The sequence below is a fragment of the Psychrobacter sp. CX5 genome (assembly GCF_057621535.2).
This window is the reverse complement of sequence record NZ_CM177735.1, coordinates 2,938,462-2,956,218: the sequence shown is the minus strand read 5'-3', so window position 1 is coordinate 2,956,218 and position 17,757 is coordinate 2,938,462. Positions and strand designations below refer to the sequence as shown.

Sequence of the window (17,757 nt, the reverse complement as noted above, 5' to 3'; positions counted from 1 at the left end):
TAACTACCCTGATTATAAATTAGCAGCAAGGAGTTAATACTTGTGATCATTTCAGATTTTAAAGACTTAGAAAGCTCCGTAGCTAATCTTAAAGATAACGATTTAATTAGACTGGTGTATTCAAGTAAAATTAGCAAAAAAGGCAGATCAGATCCAAATTTATTTCAACAAATACAAAAAAGTGCGGAAGATTATAATAAAAGAAATAATATTAAAGGGTTGTTATGCAATGACCATAACTATTTTTTTCAGTGTCTAGAAGGTGAAAAAAAAGTCGTACTAATTTTAATGTCCAAAATCTTTAAAGATAAACGTCATAAACAGCTTAAAGTTATCTTACTGCAAGCTATTGATAACTATAAATTTAGTACTTGGTGTATGCGCTGTTTGAATCTTGATCATCCAAGCTTTCAGCATTCCCCTCAGCGTTCTCATTGTAATGAAATACAGCAATTTTTACCACTTAAACCGCTCAGTTGGTCAGACTGGTATATTGAATACTTTATAGACTCTATGCAAAGGTTCGAAGAGTCAAATAAATATGATGACTCTGAGGAAGATCTTTACAATGTAATAAGAGATACACAGCCCGCAATCACTTCTCTTTTTGACTCTATGATATTACATGGTTTTATGCTGGTAATAGTACTCGTATTAATAATAATAGGTTTAAGGCACTCCTTTAGCGACGTCGGTGTTTTGAGTCTGCCAGGATTGACAAAATAATACCTTATACATAAAACAACCTATCTAAATCAGTTTTACAGATTCTAATGGTTACCCTGTTCTCAACTTATTTAAACTCATTGTAGGCTGGTGCTTTTAGCCCATCAAATCAAAACCTTTAATCAAAAATGCTGGGCTAAAGCCACAGCCTACGTTAAAAGTTAAGAATGGAGTAATGGTTGCTTTTTATGAATTACGCTCGGACTTATCGACCTAATTTGGTTTAGAGCTAGCGTTGGTCTAAGATCTTAATTTTATGACGTAGTTATGCAGAAAGTAGTTATGCAGAAATGAATTATGCAGAAATGAATTATGCAGAAATGAATTATGCAGAAAAAAGCCAGCAAATGCTGGCTTTTTATGTCAACCGTATCTTCATTAAAATGATGGTACGGTTTATGAAAAGGATGAATTAGCGCTTGGGAGAGTCTTAGCTGTTATTCGCATCAATATCTTGAGCTTCAGTGACTGCTAGTGCGGTCATATTCACCACACGGCGAGCAGTTGCCGAAGGCGTCAAAATATGTACAGGCTTATTCGCTCCAAGCAGGATAGGTCCGATAGACGCACTACCTGTGGCCGTTTTAACTAAGTTAAAGGCAATATTCGCAGCGTCGAGAGTTGGCATGATTAATAAATTGGCGGGACCTTGTAACACGCTATGCGGGAAGTCATGCGCACGAATGCGATTATCAAGCGCTGCATCACCATGCATTTCACCATCAAATTCAAAGTCGACATTCATATCAGTGAGTAATTCATAAACCTTACGCATTTTTACTGCGCTATCGCGGTCAGAGCTACCAAAATTAGAATGCGATAGTAGGGCAACACGCGGAGTGATGCCAAAGCGGCGCATTTGATGAACCGCTAACACAGTCATTTCGGCAAGCTGCTCAGCTGTTGGGTCTTCATGAATGTAGGTATCTGCAATGAATAAATTGCGGTTTTGCATTAATATGGCGTTCATTGAGTAAAAGTCTGAAACATTCTCAAGTTTTCCAATCACTCTACGAACATAGTCTAGATGCAAATGATAATGACTGAACGTACCACAAATCATACCATCAGCATCGCCTTTTTCGACCAATAACGAGCCAATAAGGGTGGTTTTACGGCGCACATCACGACGAGCCAACTCAATGCTGACGCCTTTACGCATATTCTTTTTGTAATAGAACTGCCAATAATCTTTGTAACGCGGATCGTCATCTTGATTAACGATCTCGATGTTTTCACCGTCTTTTAGACGCAAGCTAAGGGCATTAATTTGTGACTCAATTATCGCGGGGCGACCCACTAATATTGGATAAGCCAATCCTTCGTCTACCACTACCTGAACAGCGCGTAGTATATCTGGATCCTCACCTTCACAGTACACGATACGTTTTGGATCTTCTTTAGCACGTGCAAACAAAGGTTTCATAACAAAGGCAGAGTTATAGACAAAGGCAGATAACTTCTGGCGATAAGCGTCAAAGTCCTCAATAGGTAGTGTGGCAACACCACTGTCCATCGCCGCTTTAGCAACGGCTGAGGCAATTTCAATAATGAGGTTAGGTTCAAGTGGACCAGGTATTAGATAATTTCTGCCAAATGTCTTGCTAGTATCAATATATTTTTGACCTTGCAGTGGTGTCGCTTCAACGTGTGCCATAGCAGCAATAGCATACACACAAGCAATTTTCATTTCTTCATTAATAGTCGTCGCGCCGACATCCAGTGCACCACGGAAGATATAAGGGAAGCATAAGGCATTGTTGACCTGATTAGGATAATCTGAGCGACCTGTTGCCATGATCACATCACTGCGAACAGAATGAGCAATTTCAGGCATAATCTCAGGGGTGGGATTTGCTAAGGCAAAAATGATCGGATCTCGCGCCATGCGCTTGACCATATCTGCAGTTAATATGCCTGGCATAGATAGACCCAAGAACATATCGGCGCCATCAATGACATCGTTTAAACTAGTTGCTTCAGTATCACGTGCATAGCGCTGTTTACTTTCATCTAAGTTTTCACGCTTCGTGGTGACGATACCGCGAGAGTCGGACATATAGATATTTGATTTCTGAACCCCTAAGGCGCAGATGAGATCTAAGCAAGAGATAGCTGCTGCACCAGCGCCTGAACAGACGACTTTGATATCTTCAATAGACTTATCGACTAATTGCAATGCATTAATAAGAGCCGCACCAACGATAATCGAAGTACCGTGTTGGTCATCATGAAAGACTGGAATATTCATGCGTTCGCGCAATTCACGCTCAATTTTAAAACATTCCGGTGCTTTGATATCTTCTAGGTTAATACCGCCAAAGGTAGGCTCAAGCGCGGCAACGGCTTCGATAAACTTATCTGGATCATTCTGAGCCACTTCAATATCAAATACATCAATCCCTGCAAATTTCTTGAATAAAACCCCTTTACCTTCCATGACAGGCTTAGAGGCTAGTGGCCCTATATTACCTAAACCCAATACCGCTGTACCATTGGTAATGACACCAACAAGATTACTACGTGCCGTATATTTAGCAGCCAGTTTAGGATCTTTTTGAATTTCTAAACAGGGAACGGCAACACCTGGCGAATAAGCCAGGGCTAAGTCATGCTGGTTTGCAATTTGCTTAGTAGGCGTGACAGAGATCTTACCAGGTATAGGGTGCTCGTGGTAATGCAATGCGGACTGCTCAAATTGCTCTTGATTCATCGCATTGATACTATTTGAATCTGTAGATGTGGTGTTTGAAGTGTTATCGCTCATGTTTAAAAACCAATAATCATTTGAAAAAGGAATTCCGCAAACGGGAGACTCGAAATGTGTAGACGTGTTATTAACGTAGATGCATATAAAAATGCTATAACAAATAAGACGCTTTTTAAAGATATCTAGTATTCAAAATATCTAAGCGTCATCAATGAAGTCATAATTATACATAATTCAACACAATATAGCTTGTGAATCAAAGATGACAGTGAAGTTTTTGTATAAATAAGACAATATAGCGGTTACTGTATGAAATAGTAGGGCATCAAGATGAACAACTAATGACGATTGGTTTAGCATCGGCATCAGGTGGCGTTATATCTGCATTGATAGCGATATCTTGAACCTCATAAGGCGTTTTAAGCAAATCAAACAATCTATCGACTTCTGAAAAATCACCTGTCTCAGCTTTGTCAATAGCACGCTGTGCCATTGCATTTCTTAAAATATAGACGGGGTTAGAGGATTGAAGAGTTTTAATAATATCTTCAACAGAGGCAGTAGCGGTTGATTTGTTTTTATTGGCTAAAAGGGTATCGATATGGGTTGAATAGGTTTCTTGCCACTGCTGCCAAACTTGCAATTGTTCATTATCAAGTTCACTTTCCAATCGTTGTAAAAGCTGTAACTCGTAAGGATGATCATCAGGTTGCAATATAGCAATTAGTGCTCTAAAAGTATTAGTATAGTCTAATTTATTTTGTTCTATTATTTCTAAAAATTCAAAAGCCAGCGTTAATGTGGCGTTAATGTTTGATGAGAGGTCTACAGACACGTCATCAGGAATATCTTCAGATAACAGCCCTACACCCTCTTCAGAGGCCATAAATTCCCATGGCAAGCCAAGCTTACGACAAATCCCCTGTTGATAGTGGCGCATAAATTCAGCTTCATAACTGGACAAACAAGTGGCGAGCGTTTCACGCGATATAGTCTCTTTTTTACCCTCAAATATTGCTTTGCCTGAGAGCTGCATAAAATGCATCATCCAAATATTTAAGTTCCAATGACCAATAGCAGGTTGGTTTTGATAGGTATAGCGACCCGTATAATCTGAATGGTTATTGATCCATGCAGGATCAAATCTTTCTAAAAACCCAAAGGGTCCATAATCTAAAGTTGCACCAGTTATAGATAGATTATCCGTATTCATCACCCCATGTGCAAAGCCAATAAGTTGCCAATCAGCAATCATCTTTGCCGTATTACTGATAACTTTAGTTATAAAATCAGTGACTGGTGTATCAGAGGTGGTTAATTCAGGATAGTAGGTTTCAATCATATATTTTGTAAAGCTGACGAGCAGGTCAGGTGCAAAGCTTGCAATCCACTCAATATGACCGAGTCTCACATGACTGTCAGCAACCCGCATTAGAGCAGCACCTTTCTCCATCGTTTCACGACGCACATTGGTATCTGACGTAATGAATCCTAAAGAGTTTGATGAGCGGTAGCCTAGTGATGACATGGCATGACCGCACAAATACTCTCGTATGGTACTACGTAAGACAGCGCGACCGTCACCCATGCGAGAGTAGGGAGTAAGCCCAGCGCCTTTAAGGTGCAAATCTGTCATTTTGCCGTCCTTATTGATCACTTGAGCCATCAATAAACCACGACCATCACCCAGTTGTCCCGCCCATTGACCAAACTGATGACCAGCATAGGCCATAGCTAATGGCTCAAAGCCCTCGGGAACATATTTTCCAGCCAAAATTTCAACCCAATTTTCCATGAGATCAGGATTTTCATCCCAACCCAAATCATCTGCCACGATTGGATTGAAATGCCCGGCCTTAGGATTGTTTAAAGGCGTAGGCGGTTGTTTGTTAAACAGGCGAGGATCTAATGTGGCATAACTGTTATTAAATTGCATAGTGTCTTTTTTATTGAAGAGAGTTATTGATGAATGTTAATAATTAGCTTTAATAATTAGCGTTAATAATTAGTATAAATAATTAATGTTAAGAAGGATGGTCAGTCTATTGGATAAATTAAAATCTGTTTGATCATTAGAGTTTATTTGGAATTTAACATTTAGAGCTTTAGACCTTTAGACCTTTAGACCTTATTTTAAAAACTTATTGTAACAAACTATGGTCATTAAAATTGTGGTGTGAGTGTTGCGGATATAATGACAATCCGATTTTAAAACGACACAACATTACTAGGGCGTCACGAGTACTCATTAAATTGTGACGCTTTGAGTCAACACGTTGATAGTCATAAAAAAACCCTTCACTGTTGTGAAGGGTTGGAGACAGTTGATAAAATTTGTAAGATTAGCAAAAATAGATATTGTCGCCAAGGTCTTAAAGTCTGCAGGATAACACTCTTACAGAGTTTTAAGACCTATAGTGCGAAATGCCTGCTTTAAATTAGTATTATGGCTATTAATTCGCTTTGAAATAATCTTGTACTGATCTTTGAGTTGTTCATCGACATCATGCAAACGCTCAGAAAATTCAGCTTTTTTCATCTGCACGGCTTTGGTTTTAAGAGCTTGCCATTGTTTGACAGTATCGTCAAATAACTGATACTCAAAATGGATACGGTCCGTAAAGTTTTGAAACTGACGAGATAAATTAAAGTCACTCACCAGTCCGCTTTCATCTGTTATTGAGTTGATTTTATTTTGGGCGTTTTTAAATTGCATCTCAACCTCAGCATGCTTGATTTTCATATTATCAACCACCCGTAGATCTGATGCCAGTCCAACTTTTGCCAACAGCGCAATTAACCATTTTGTTGGATCATACTGCCACCATTTCACCCCATTACGATAATCATATTGGAAAAAGTGATGATAGTTATGATAGCCTTCACCCCATGTTGGTATTGCTAAGATAAAGTTGTCACGTGCAGTATTACTATCCGTATAAGGACGAGTACCATACATATGGCATAAGGAGTTGATAAAGAAGGTTAAATGATGGTTTATCACTAAACGAACCAGACCCGCGAAAAGCAAGGTTGCCCATACATCACCGATTAGCCAACCAATGGCACCAATAAGTCCAACGTTCGCCACGACAACCCAAATGCCATAGTATTTATGCTGAATCTGTAGGAGTTTATCTTTGGTTAAATCTGGAATATTTTTATAATCAAAATCGCCACTAGGATAATTGCGTAACATCCAACCAATGTGACTAAACCAAAACCCTCGCTTAGCAGAATAAGGATCATCCATAGGATTATCAACATATCGATGATGAGTGCGATGACCTGAACACCAATCAAAAGCAGAACCTTGAACTGCTAGCGTGGCACCTACTAAGAAAAAGTTTCGAACTGCAGGATGGGCTTTGTAAGCACGATGTGACATCAGTCGATGGTAGCCTGCCGTGATACTCAAGCCCGTCCATATTGCCACAGCACCGGTTACCATCCAAACAGGCTTACTGACTGTGTGAGTGGCTAAATACCAGGGCGCGAGAATTGCTGCAGCTATAGGAGTGGCAACCAATACTGTCGCAGGTATCCAGTTTATAGGGGCATTTTTAAAGGCAAGCTCTTTTAATAAAGCATCATCAGCGGCGTCTTCACTGTGAACAGATTCACCATCTGATACAGCCGTCTTACCACCAAGATTAAGGTTTGGCTGATAGTTTAATTTTTTAGTATGTGTTGTACTTGAAGTCGAAAGGATGTTTGAGTCTCTGTTGAACAGGTCATCGAGAGGCAAAGCGTTTACAATAGAGTTTATAAGTCGTTTGCTACCTAATAAAATAGAATCGATACTAGACGCCGACAAATGATTTTTTAGAGGGGTCTTATTGAAAAGGTTGATTTTGCTAAAGTGCATATTATAAGCGTTCCTTGCGAATAAAAATTAAGGCGGAGTATAGATGACAATAAACGTCAAAAGCAATCACATTAGATACTATAGAAAAATTAAAACTATAACGGTTAAAACTGAGTTAATGCATAATGATTAATAAATAATTTAATCAAGTATTATAATCATATAATCAACCGATATAAGCCGGTATTAGCCAGTATTAAAAAATTAAGACACCTAACATAAGACACCTAACAAATGGACTAAATTAATAAAATAGAGTAATTAGACTTAATAATAAGTAGCATACCTTAAAAGAATACGAAAGTGAACAGCCATGCACTAAGAATTAGGCTTAACTACACTAACGACACTGTTTATTACCCAGTTAAACATCTAAAAAAATAATAGTAACAAAAGTACTGAAAGACGGATCGTAAGCACTACATTCACTAATGACATAAATTGAAAATTAATTGCTTAATTTTGTTAACATTTTATTCTGATATGGTATATTCATTTACCAAATTATTTAGCTGGGGCAAGCGAAAATATGAAAAATGAACAAGAAGATTTAAAGAAAATTAAAGCGTTAGAATCAGGGATTGAAGTAAAAAGTAAAATGGGCACTAGCGACAACTTACAACACAAACCAATTAATAGTGATTCACAACCGCAAGCTAATAAAACGAATAACGACGAAGAGGTTTTATTTGAAGAAATCGATATTAAACATGATTTGAAAATAGGTTTGGTGGTACTAAATCGTGAGAAATCTTTGAATGCATTGACTACTAATATGTGCCGGCGAATGAGTGCCACATTGACTCAATGGCAAGATGAAGCAAGCCTAGTCGCCGTTGTGATTCGGGGAGCAGGTGATCGGGCATTGTGCGCGGGTGGCGATATTAGACAGTTGTTTGCCGCAAGACAGCAGTGGGATGGGGAAGGTATTGCGCCTCAAGAAGCGATAGAATTCTTTGACAATGAATACAACTTAGATACTCAAATGCATGAATACAATAAGCCTATCATTACTTGGGGTACGGGCATCGTGATGGGTGGTGGCATGGGTGTGCTAAGCAGCAGCAGTCACCGAATTGTGACTGAGACCACACGGGCGGCAATGCCTGAGGTGAATATTGGACTGTTTCCAGATGCAACTGGCAGTTGGTTTTTACAGCGATTTCCTGCCAAAACTGGTTTGTTTATGGGTTTAACGGGTGCAGATGCCAATGCCAATGATGCCCTGCTATGTAATTTAGCGGATTATAAAGCCAATAGCCAAGACTTTGATAAAATGCTTCAGCATCTATGCGAAGCAGAATGGCACAGTGCACTGCAACTAAATACTTCAAAACAAGATTGTGAAAATCTACAGTCTAAAAATAGCCTAAGCAGAGATTTGCATAAAATTGCGTCATCAGCACTAAATCAATTTAGTTTAATCTCGGCTAATGACACTCATTTTGCCCCAAGTAATGTAGCCAAATTCATGAAGCCCATTCAAAAGCTTATGAACTGTGGCGGACTTGATAAAATCGATGAGGTGATGCAGTCTGATACTGCGCTTAAAGAATTTTATCCAGAGTTTGCAGATAGTGAGTGGTTCCAAGCAGCGTTAGGTAATTATCGTTATGGCTGCCCAGTCACTAAGGCAATAACTTACGAGATGTACCAGCGCGCACATAATTTATCTCTAAGTGAAGTGATGGCGTTAGAGACCAATGTGGCGCTGCACTGTGTTAATTATCCCGACTTTAGTGAAGGTGTACGGGCATTGCTCATTGACAAGGATAGAAATCCAAACTGGAGCCGAAGTATGGCGGAGTGTTTAGATGAGGAAGGTCAAGCTTACATTCAACGTCATTTTGAAGATTTATAATATCTTTTAATGAGATAACCTATCCTTGATATGCTTGGTCAGGCTCCTTGAACCTACTATTTTTCGTGTTTGATTTGTCGGTTTTGACTTGCTTTCCTCGATAGGTTAATTTCTAGTTGTGGTATAACATGGTAATGGGCTTGTTATAATGCTGTAAGTTTATATCAAATGGTCTTAGGGCAGTAGCTGAACCTTGGAATGGAGATTTTGCTTCGCTACACCATACGCTACTTATTTTGTATATAATTTTGTACTTTTACAATTGTTGATTGCTTTTTTGGTTAAAACTTTTCTTACTGTTCATTATTTAAGATTAAGAGGTTACCCTTAAACTCATAATCTTATAACGACTGACAAATTTTATTTCTATTATTCATTCTCAACTCTTAACGTAGGCTGTGGCTTTAGCCCAGCATTTTTATTAAAGGTCTTGATTTGCTGGGCTAAAACCACCAGCCTACAATAAGTTTAAAAAAGTTGAGAACGGGGTATTTCTATTACTATCCATAAAAGGAAAGCAAAATGGATTTTGCCAATATTTACCCAGACCCAGTTGTGAGTGCTTGGCTAGATATGGATGCACTCGATCATAATATTCGATTGGTCAATCAAAAAACGCAGGCGGTGAACCTGCGTATCGCCACCAAATCAATACGCTCAATTGATGTCCTTAATTATATCAAAGCTAAAACACCAAATTTTATCGGGTTAATGTCCTATAGTGCAGCAGAGTCAGTATATTTGTTAGAAAATGGCTTTGACAATATCCTCTGTGCTTATCCTACCCTAGATATGTCAAATGTCGCCAAAACCATACCCTATACCAAGCAAAATGCCACCATGATTTGGATGGCAGATCGAATTGAGCATTTAAACGTATTAAGTGAGCTTGGTAAAAAACACGGCAGTACTATCAAAGTCTGTCTAGATATTAATATGTCTATGCCACTACCAAAGCTATATTTTGGGACCAAACGCTCGCAGCTACTTAAAAAAAATGACGTCAAAAAGCTCCTTAAGCAAGCCAAATCTTTGGCGGGTGTTAAAATTGTGGCAGTGATGGGCTATGAGGCACAAATTGCTGGATTGTCAGAGCAACTGCCCAATAAAACGTTGTTAGCCCCTGCAATACGACTATTAAAAAACCGCTCAAAAAAACAGGTCAGTCAACGGCGTGGGTCATTGGTCAACTGGATAACCAAACAAGGGTATTCATTGGAGATTGTCAATGGTGGGGGTAGCGGTAGTATGGACTTTACTAGCGCCCAGCCAGAAGTGACCGAGATCACAGTAGGTTCAGCGTATTATAAACCCGCTTACTTCGACTATATGGACAGTATGAGCGAATTTAAGCCGGCCGCAGGATTTATATTACCTGTGACACGCCAACCTGAAAAAGGAGTGGTAACTTGTCACGGGGGAGGATTTATCGCATCAGGAGCTTCTGGTATTGATAAAGCGCCTGTGGTGCACTATCCAGCAGGTTTATCCATCTTGACTGATGAAGGTTTTGGGGAGGTACAAACGCCCTTGATGGTAGATGCTAAGCACTTTAATTCTGATAAAACGACAAGTAATAGACCAAGTATTGGCGATGTGGTGTGGTGTCGCCATGCAAAAGCGGGTGAGCTATGTGAGCATTTTAATGAGCTGATATGCTATCGAGACTCAAAGCCACAACATGAGGCAGAAGGCTTTGCCAGTGCTATGTTTACATATCGAGGAGAGGGAAAGTGTTTTCATTAAAACAATGGCAAGGTAATGCTAAATGGGAAAATTGGGTTGGCTATGTGACCGCTGAGCCAGAACAAAAATTAACCCCATCATCGGTAGAAGAGATACAGCAGATTATTAAGCAAGCACGTGCAGATCATAAACGAGTACGTGTCACTGGCGCGGCGCACTCCTTTAGCGGCTGTGCAAAACCAGAAGAGATTGCTATAAGCTTAGACAGTATGCGCGGACTTATATCTGTGGATAAAGATGCCAAAGAAGCGACGTTACATGCCGGTACTTATCTTTATGAAATCGGTGATGCCTTACGCGAACATGGCCTGGCATTAGAGAATATGGGAGATGTTCAGGCACAGACCATTGCTGGTGCGGTGAGTACTGCGACCCATGGTACAGGTATTACCTTAGGTTCTGTGGCAAATCAAGTGGTGGCATGGGAGTGGGTAGATGGTAAAGGAGAGCGACACACTCATCGCCGAGGAGACCCTGAAACCGATGAATTAGGCAATGCCTTACATGCCAGCTTAGGTATGCTTGGTATCTTTACAAAATTAACCCTTCGGGTAGTCAATCTGTACGGACTTAAAGAGTCAAATGAGCGCTTAGAGTTCGATGAGGGGCTGGCAGGATTTCATGAGATGGCACGTAACCATCGGCATATGGAATGGTTTTTGTTTCCCGGTACTAATAAACTTCAGCAAAAGACATTATCCGTGATCGAGCCGAAACCAATGACACGCGGACAAAAAATTAAAGACCACTTTGACAGTATTGTCATGTTAAATGGTGCCTTTTATATGTTGTCTGAAATGGCAAGAATGAATCCTAAATTGACTAAAAAGGTCAGTCAAATTTCGGCTAGCTCGGTGCCTAACGCACATCGTGAAGGCTACAGTTATGAAGTGTTTCCCACACCACGTGGGGTAAAGTTTAATGAGACAGAATACTTCATTAAGCTGTCTGATTTTGACGCCTGTATCACCGAGGTCAATGAGCTTCTGCTTGCTGACAATAAAAACTCGCATTTCCCGATTGAGGTACGCACCCATAAAGGCGAGACGGGTATGTTAAGTCCGACGCAAGGTGAGGATTGTGCCGTCTTGTCGTTTCACGTTTATAAAGGTATGGACTGCGAGCCCTTATTTAACTGGGTATATCAATATATGAAAAAATGGCAGGGTAGGCCACACTGGGGTAAAGTCAATAAACATACCTGCGATGAGCTTCACACGTTATACCCTCAGCTTAAACGCTTTCTTGAGATTCGTGCAGACTACGACCCTGATAATGTGTTTATGAATACATGGCTCGATCAAAAGTTTTTAGCTCATTAAGCATTTTTTGTTTAAAATTAATGGCATATAGTAAAGTTTTCTGTTATTTTCAAAGTTAACTTCACTTTTATAACAATATCCCCTAAAAACATGATTTTTAAACTTTTAAATGTAAAACAGATTAATACTTTTAAAGCAGTGACTTTTTCTGTCAAACACTGGATTTTTAAGGGGCTTGCTATAGGCGCCACACTTAGCGTATTGAGTGCGCCTGCACATGCCTGTCAAATACCAAAAAGCTACTACTCAAATGTATTTTGTACTGCCAATAGTGGTTATTTTATAGCGTTAAAAGATTCTGGTCAGCCTGTTGCTCTCATTAATAAACAAGGTAGACGGGTGGCAGACTTGATGCGATATCAAGCCGTTGATGTTAATAAATTAAAAGACGGTTTGTTTCCGGTCCAAAGACTTGGAAAAGTGGGATACGTTAATACCTCTGGTACTGAAGTCATACCGCCAATTTATGACATTATTAAGAATGATAGTCAAACTAAGGGCTGGGCACGCGCTGTCAATAACAACCGAATTGTGGTTAAAAAAGGGGGTAAATTTGGGGTAATTGACACCAAAAACCGTGTGATCATTCCTTTTTCTACCAGTTATAAAACTATTAGCGATTACAATAGCAATCTGGCGAAGATTACCACCCAAAGCACGACTAAATGGGTGGATGTCAATGGCAATCCGGCAATCAACCCTGCGACCCTTTTAGCATCTAAGCTGCCTGCAAACGCAGTTAATACTCCTAAGCCTACGGTTGAATCGAGCAGTCAAAACGCAGCTATTTCGAGCAATCAGACAACCTCCATACAAGCGGTAACAACACCTACTAAAATGACCTCGATACCAGAGATACCACAATCAGTTTCAGGAGAGGTGTGGCAACCAGAACAGCGTGACGGTAAATGGGGCTTTGTGAATAGACAAAGTGTGCCAATGATTACTTTCTCCTTTAATCAGGTTACCCCATTTTCAGAAGGATTAGCCGGAGTACGTTTACAGGACAAATGGGGGTTTGTTAATTTAGCAGGTGAGGTAGTGATACCGTTTGAATTTAATGAATCTGACGTTCAGCGCGATAAGATGGTGACCTACAAAGGCGTTCAGCCTTTTGTCTTTACTGGTGGAAAAGCGTGGGTGGCTAATACATCTAGCGGTCTGCCAATCTGTATAAATACCAAGGGTAAATATGTCGCTTGTAAGGATAATGCGTTAGTTTTGATTAGTCCTCATTAAGTAAGTACGAGATATCGATCTAAAAATGAGTTTAACATTTATTAACGATTGAAAAACCTCTTTTAAAAAAATGATCAATAAAAGAACAGCTCACTTGAGCTGTTCTTTTGTATATAGAAGAATATTGGACTATTTTGAACTGTCGTACTTTGCTTCAAGTTCCATAGCACGCTGGAAGCTTGGTAGTGATGATAAGCTTTGAACATACGCTGCAATATTAGGGTAATCCTTCAACTGACCATGCTTATTTAACACGATAAGGTCAAATGACAACATAAAATCAGCTCCGCTTAGCTTATCGCCGACAATAAAAGACTTTCCTTGAAGGGTTTTATCTAGGTAGCCAAGCGTTTTCTCCATTTCTCTGCTGATATATTCTGATAAAAACTCATTATCATTGACGCCAGCCCGTTGTGTAAAGACTTGAAGGAGTAATGGCACCATCAGTGAGCTTTCGGCAAATTCAATCCACTGTAAGTAATCTTCATAGTCAGGGGTGTCTAAGGCAGGACGTAAACTATCAGAGGCAAAGCGATTTATTAAAATCTGAGTGATAGCCGCAGACTCGGCAATGATACGTCCATCAAGTTCAATGACGGGTGACTTACCTAATGGATGAATCTGTTTCAAATTTTCAGGAGCTTGACTTGTCTTAGGATCCCGCTTGTAGCTTATGACTTCATAAGGCTGTCCGAGTTCTTCTAATAGCCATAATATGCGTAATGAGCGCGACTGATTAAGATGGTGTAATTTAATCATTTAAGGCTCCTTAAGACTGAAGTTTATGAATAAGTCTTTTGGCAACCTCTTCAGATGAAGCAGGGTTTTGACCAGTTACTAATAAGCCATCTTCTACGACGTATGACTGCCAGTCAGGTCCTCTTTCGTAAAGACCACCATTTTCTTTTAAAGCATCTTCTAGCAAGAAAGGAACAACATCAGTCAGACCAACCGCGTCTTCTTCAGTATTGCTAAAGCCCGTTACTTTCTTATCTTTTACTAAATACTGACTACCGACTTTTACATTTTTAAGTGCCGCAGGCGCATGGCAAACGAAGGCTACTGGCTTATCGGTATTTACAAAGTCTTCAATTAAGGAAATCGATTTTTTGTCAATAGCTAAGTCCCACATTGGGCCGTGGCCACCTGGGTAAAATACTGCATCATAATCAGCAGCGTTGATATCTGCTAGTTTATGAGTCGTCGCTAAAAGTTCCTGAGCGGCTTTATCTTCTTTAAACCGATCTGTAGATTCGGTTTGAGCATCTGCCGAATCACTGCTGGGATCAAGTGGGGGTTGACCACCAGCAGGCGACGCTAGCGTGATATCTACACCGGCATCTTTAAAGGCATAATAGGGAGCTGCAAACTCTTCTAGCCAAAAGCCAGTCTTCTTACCTGTATCTCCAAGACTATCATGAGACGTTAATACCATTAATATTTTCATTATTTATCCTTTTATCCTTTGTGTGTATTGGTTTTGATTAGGTTGAAAGTGATAAGCATCTTTTTAGTGATGTCACTATGATTGTATAGTCGGCGAACTTATAAAGAGTTAGGGCGTTAACCTCGTTAAGCCTACTGCAGTAGTACTTGCACTCGGTTGCCTTGTGACAACTTAAAAGTTCTTTGACTATATTTATTCAGGGTCAGCAACCTTAACCACTGTTTTACCAAAGTTATTACCCTCTAACATATCGGAAAAGCCTTGTGGGGCATTACCTAGCCCTTCAATGATGTGTTCCTTGGTCTTAATTTTACCTTCTGAGACCAGTTGACCCATGGTTTGTAAAAATTGAGGGAAGTGGTCACCGTACTCTTCAAATATAATAAAGCCTTTAACGGTTAAGCGTTGTCTTAAAATCGTACTCATCAATAAGCTTAAGCGGTCCTTACCCTCTGGTAACTCAGTCTGATTATAATGAGCAGCAAGACCACAAACCGGAATACGCGCATGGGCGTTGAGTAGCGGCAATACAGCATCGAAGACACGGCCACCGACGTTTTCATAATAAATATCAATACCATCTGGGCAAGCTGCTGCTAGCTGCTCTTCAAAGTCATCGGCATAGTGATCGATACACTGATCAAAGCCTAACTCTTCAACCGCATATTTGCACTTATCTGCACCACCAGCGACACCGATGACCTTTAAATCATGCAATTTGCCCACTTGACCGACGGTGGCGCCCACTGGACCTGTCGCCGCTGCAACTACCAAGGTTTCACCTGCTTGAGGCTTACCGATATCCGTTAAACCCATATAGCCTGTAAATCCTGGCATACCCAGCACGCCCAAACCATAAGAGGGATGGCTCATGTCACTGGTCAGTTTATAGACGCCTTCGCCATCACTCACGCTATAATCCTGCCACCCTGAATAAGCAATGACAATATCGCCTTGTTTGAAATTGTCGAGATTTGACTCAACCACTTGTGACACAGTGGCCCCTAACATCACATCACCAATTTGCAATGGATCGGCATAGCTTTTAGCATCACTCATGCGACCTCTCATATAAGGGTCTAGTGACAAATAAAGGGTGCGTAGCAGCATTTCATTAGCCGCTGGGGTAGGAATATCAGCGCTTGATAGTTCAAAATTATCATCAGTGGGCTTACCATGAGGACGGCTGGCCAGTTTTATTTGACGGTTGCTGTCTTTTGACTGTGTGTTTGCAAATGTCATTTTTATAGTCCTAGTTCTCGTTAAAATGTTTACTATTACGAGTTGTAATAAGATTTATTATAAGAGGTGCTTTCTGATTTTAGGTCGGTTTTGATGTTATGAATTGTCCGGTGTTGTGATACCCGCTGCTCGTTGTAAAATGCGACGTGAGACATCTAAGTCATTAGCTTTATGTTCTCCTAACTTGACCATACCATGCTCTTGAAGTTGCTTAACAATAGGCTCAATTGCTGTCTTATCCAATTCAGCGTCCACTAAATTGACAGGTAAACCTAGACTTCTAAAAAATTCTTCGGTATAGATAATGGCGGTTTCGATGATCTCATCTTCAGTTAATGACTCGTCCTCGATATTGATATTCCAGACATTATGTGCATATTGTAGTAGCTTCTCTTTTTTGCTTTCTTTAAGCTCACGCATAACCGAAGGCAATACAATCGTTAACGTTCGGGCATGGTCGATGCCATGTAGCGAGGTAAGCTCATGACCAATCATATGTGTTGTCCAGTCTTGAGGAACCCCAGCGCCAATGAGACCGTTCAATGCCATAGTCGCGGTCCACATAATATTTTTACGAATCTCAAGGTCATCAGGATTCTCTTTAACCGCCAAGCCCTCGCTAATAAGTATTTTAAGTAAACTTTCTGCAAATGCATCTTGTACCTTGGCATTAACAGGGTAGGTTAAATATTGCTCCATGACGTGAACATACGCATCAGCAATACCATTCATCACTTGACGCTCAGGTAAAGTGAGGGTCTTAGTAGGGTCAAGGATTGAAAATTTTGGATAGACAAGAGGGTTACCAAAGGGTAGTTTTGCATGACGTTCATTATAGTTAATGACACCACCAGAGTTCATCTCAGAGCCTGTGGCAGGTATGGTCAATACTGTTCCTAAGTCCACAGCAGAGTTAATATCTTTGCAATAGCTGGTTAATGCCTCCCACGCTTTATCACGAGATACACTACCGTCTTTATCTTTTAACGATGACACTAACGCCACAAATTTACTGCCATCAATGACCGAACCGCCACCGACTGCTAATATGAAGTCAATATCGTGCTGATTCACCATATCCGCTGCTTTCATTAGGGTAGTGAATTCAGGGTTTGGCTCGATACCGCCAAATTCAAAAATCTCACGAGTACCATTAGACTCAAGTGCTGTTTTAACTTCGTCAAGGGTACCGGTACGTTTGGCTGAACCGCCACCATAGGTGATTAATACATGAGCGTTTTCAGGTACCAGTTTTGACAATTGTTCAATCTGGCCTTCACCGAATACGATACGAACGGGATTGTGGTATTGGAAGTTATTCATATTATTTTCCTTTTTAAATATTTGAACCTTTGTTATAAAGGGCTATGGGGAGTCTTCGTATGCCATCATAGGCGGTAGTATTAAGTTAATGTTAAATTATAGTACTTAATGTATAAATGGATTCTACGCTAAGATTAGACCGGTCGTCTAGTAAATTTTACAAAATCATCCTAAATCTATCCAATAATCCTATAGTAAATCTATAAATATGGCTGTTGAGCATACTGTGCAAAGAGGGGAGCGTACACGCAACAAATAGTCGATTTAAAAATT

General features: G+C 40.0%; 12 protein-coding genes. 5 read left to right on the top strand and 7 right to left on the bottom strand.

Annotation, left to right across the window (positions count from 1 at the left end; genetic code table 11):
• The first annotated feature begins 42 nt into the window (after window positions 1-42).
• On the top strand, window positions 43-726 hold the full coding sequence (locus AC21OG_RS11395; protein ID WP_487376783.1) for a BLUF domain-containing protein: 684 nt from the start codon (window positions 43-45) through the stop codon (window positions 724-726).
• A gap of 430 nt (window positions 727-1,156) precedes the next feature.
• On the opposite strand, the gene AC21OG_RS11390 is transcribed toward AC21OG_RS11395, so the two are convergent.
• The 3 genes from AC21OG_RS11390 to AC21OG_RS11380 all read right to left on the bottom strand — a co-directional run bounded on the left by AC21OG_RS11390 (window position 1,157) and on the right by AC21OG_RS11380 (window position 7,304).
• Entirely contained in the window at window positions 1,157-3,439 is a 2,283-nt protein-coding gene (locus tag AC21OG_RS11390) for an NADP-dependent malic enzyme (protein ID WP_486547818.1), read from the bottom strand.
• 322 nt (window positions 3,440-3,761) lie between these two features.
• Window positions 3,762-5,372 carry a protein adenylyltransferase SelO gene (locus AC21OG_RS11385; RefSeq protein WP_487376781.1) on the bottom strand — a complete coding sequence of 537 codons (1,611 nt, stop codon included), beginning with the start codon at window positions 5,370-5,372 and terminating at the stop codon, window positions 3,762-3,764.
• Window positions 5,373-5,831: 459 nt separating this feature from the next.
• Window positions 5,832-7,304 carry an acyl-CoA desaturase gene (locus AC21OG_RS11380; RefSeq protein ID WP_487376780.1) on the bottom strand — a complete coding sequence of 491 codons (1,473 nt, stop codon included), beginning with the start codon at window positions 7,302-7,304 and terminating at the stop codon, window positions 5,832-5,834.
• Between the two features lie 529 nt (window positions 7,305-7,833).
• On the opposite strand from AC21OG_RS11380, the gene AC21OG_RS11375 reads away from it, so the two are divergent.
• From AC21OG_RS11375 to AC21OG_RS11360, 4 genes are all read left to right on the top strand, one after another.
• The gene (locus AC21OG_RS11375) at window positions 7,834-9,165 is read left to right on the top strand and encodes an enoyl-CoA hydratase/isomerase family protein (protein WP_487376779.1); all 1,332 of its coding nucleotides are present in this window, start codon (window positions 7,834-7,836) and stop codon (window positions 9,163-9,165) included.
• 522 nt (window positions 9,166-9,687) lie between these two features.
• Complete coding sequence (locus tag AC21OG_RS11370) at window positions 9,688-10,911, top strand: alanine racemase (RefSeq protein WP_487376777.1); 1,224 nt, start codon at window positions 9,688-9,690, stop codon at window positions 10,909-10,911.
• The gene (locus AC21OG_RS11365; RefSeq protein WP_487376775.1) at window positions 10,899-12,233 is read left to right on the top strand and encodes a D-arabinono-1,4-lactone oxidase; all 1,335 of its coding nucleotides are present in this window, start codon (window positions 10,899-10,901) and stop codon (window positions 12,231-12,233) included. The genes AC21OG_RS11370 and AC21OG_RS11365 overlap by 13 nt, the downstream gene beginning before the upstream one ends.
• 138 nt (window positions 12,234-12,371) lie before the next feature.
• Window positions 12,372-13,472, top strand: coding sequence for a WG repeat-containing protein (locus tag AC21OG_RS11360; RefSeq protein WP_491185042.1), 1,101 nt, complete (start codon window positions 12,372-12,374; stop codon window positions 13,470-13,472).
• 129 nt (window positions 13,473-13,601) lie between these two features.
• Here the strand turns inward: AC21OG_RS11360 and AC21OG_RS11355 are convergent, their stop codons facing one another.
• From AC21OG_RS11355 to AC21OG_RS11340, 4 genes are all read right to left on the bottom strand, one after another.
• On the bottom strand, window positions 13,602-14,231 hold the full coding sequence (locus AC21OG_RS11355; protein WP_487376772.1) for a glutathione S-transferase family protein: 630 nt from the start codon (window positions 14,229-14,231) through the stop codon (window positions 13,602-13,604).
• Between the two features lie 10 nt (window positions 14,232-14,241).
• A complete protein-coding gene (locus tag AC21OG_RS11350; RefSeq protein ID WP_487376771.1) occupies window positions 14,242-14,919 on the bottom strand; it encodes a type 1 glutamine amidotransferase domain-containing protein in 678 nt (225 codons plus the stop codon).
• A 192-nt stretch (window positions 14,920-15,111) separates the two neighbouring features.
• Entirely contained in the window at window positions 15,112-16,161 is a 1,050-nt protein-coding gene (gene curA, locus AC21OG_RS11345; protein WP_487376770.1) for an NADPH-dependent curcumin/dihydrocurcumin reductase, read from the bottom strand.
• 96 nt (window positions 16,162-16,257) lie between these two features.
• Window positions 16,258-17,484 (bottom strand): iron-containing alcohol dehydrogenase, encoded by a 1,227-nt coding sequence (locus AC21OG_RS11340; protein ID WP_487376769.1) that lies wholly within the window; start codon window positions 17,482-17,484, stop codon window positions 16,258-16,260.
• Between the last annotated feature and the right edge of the window lie 273 nt (window positions 17,485-17,757).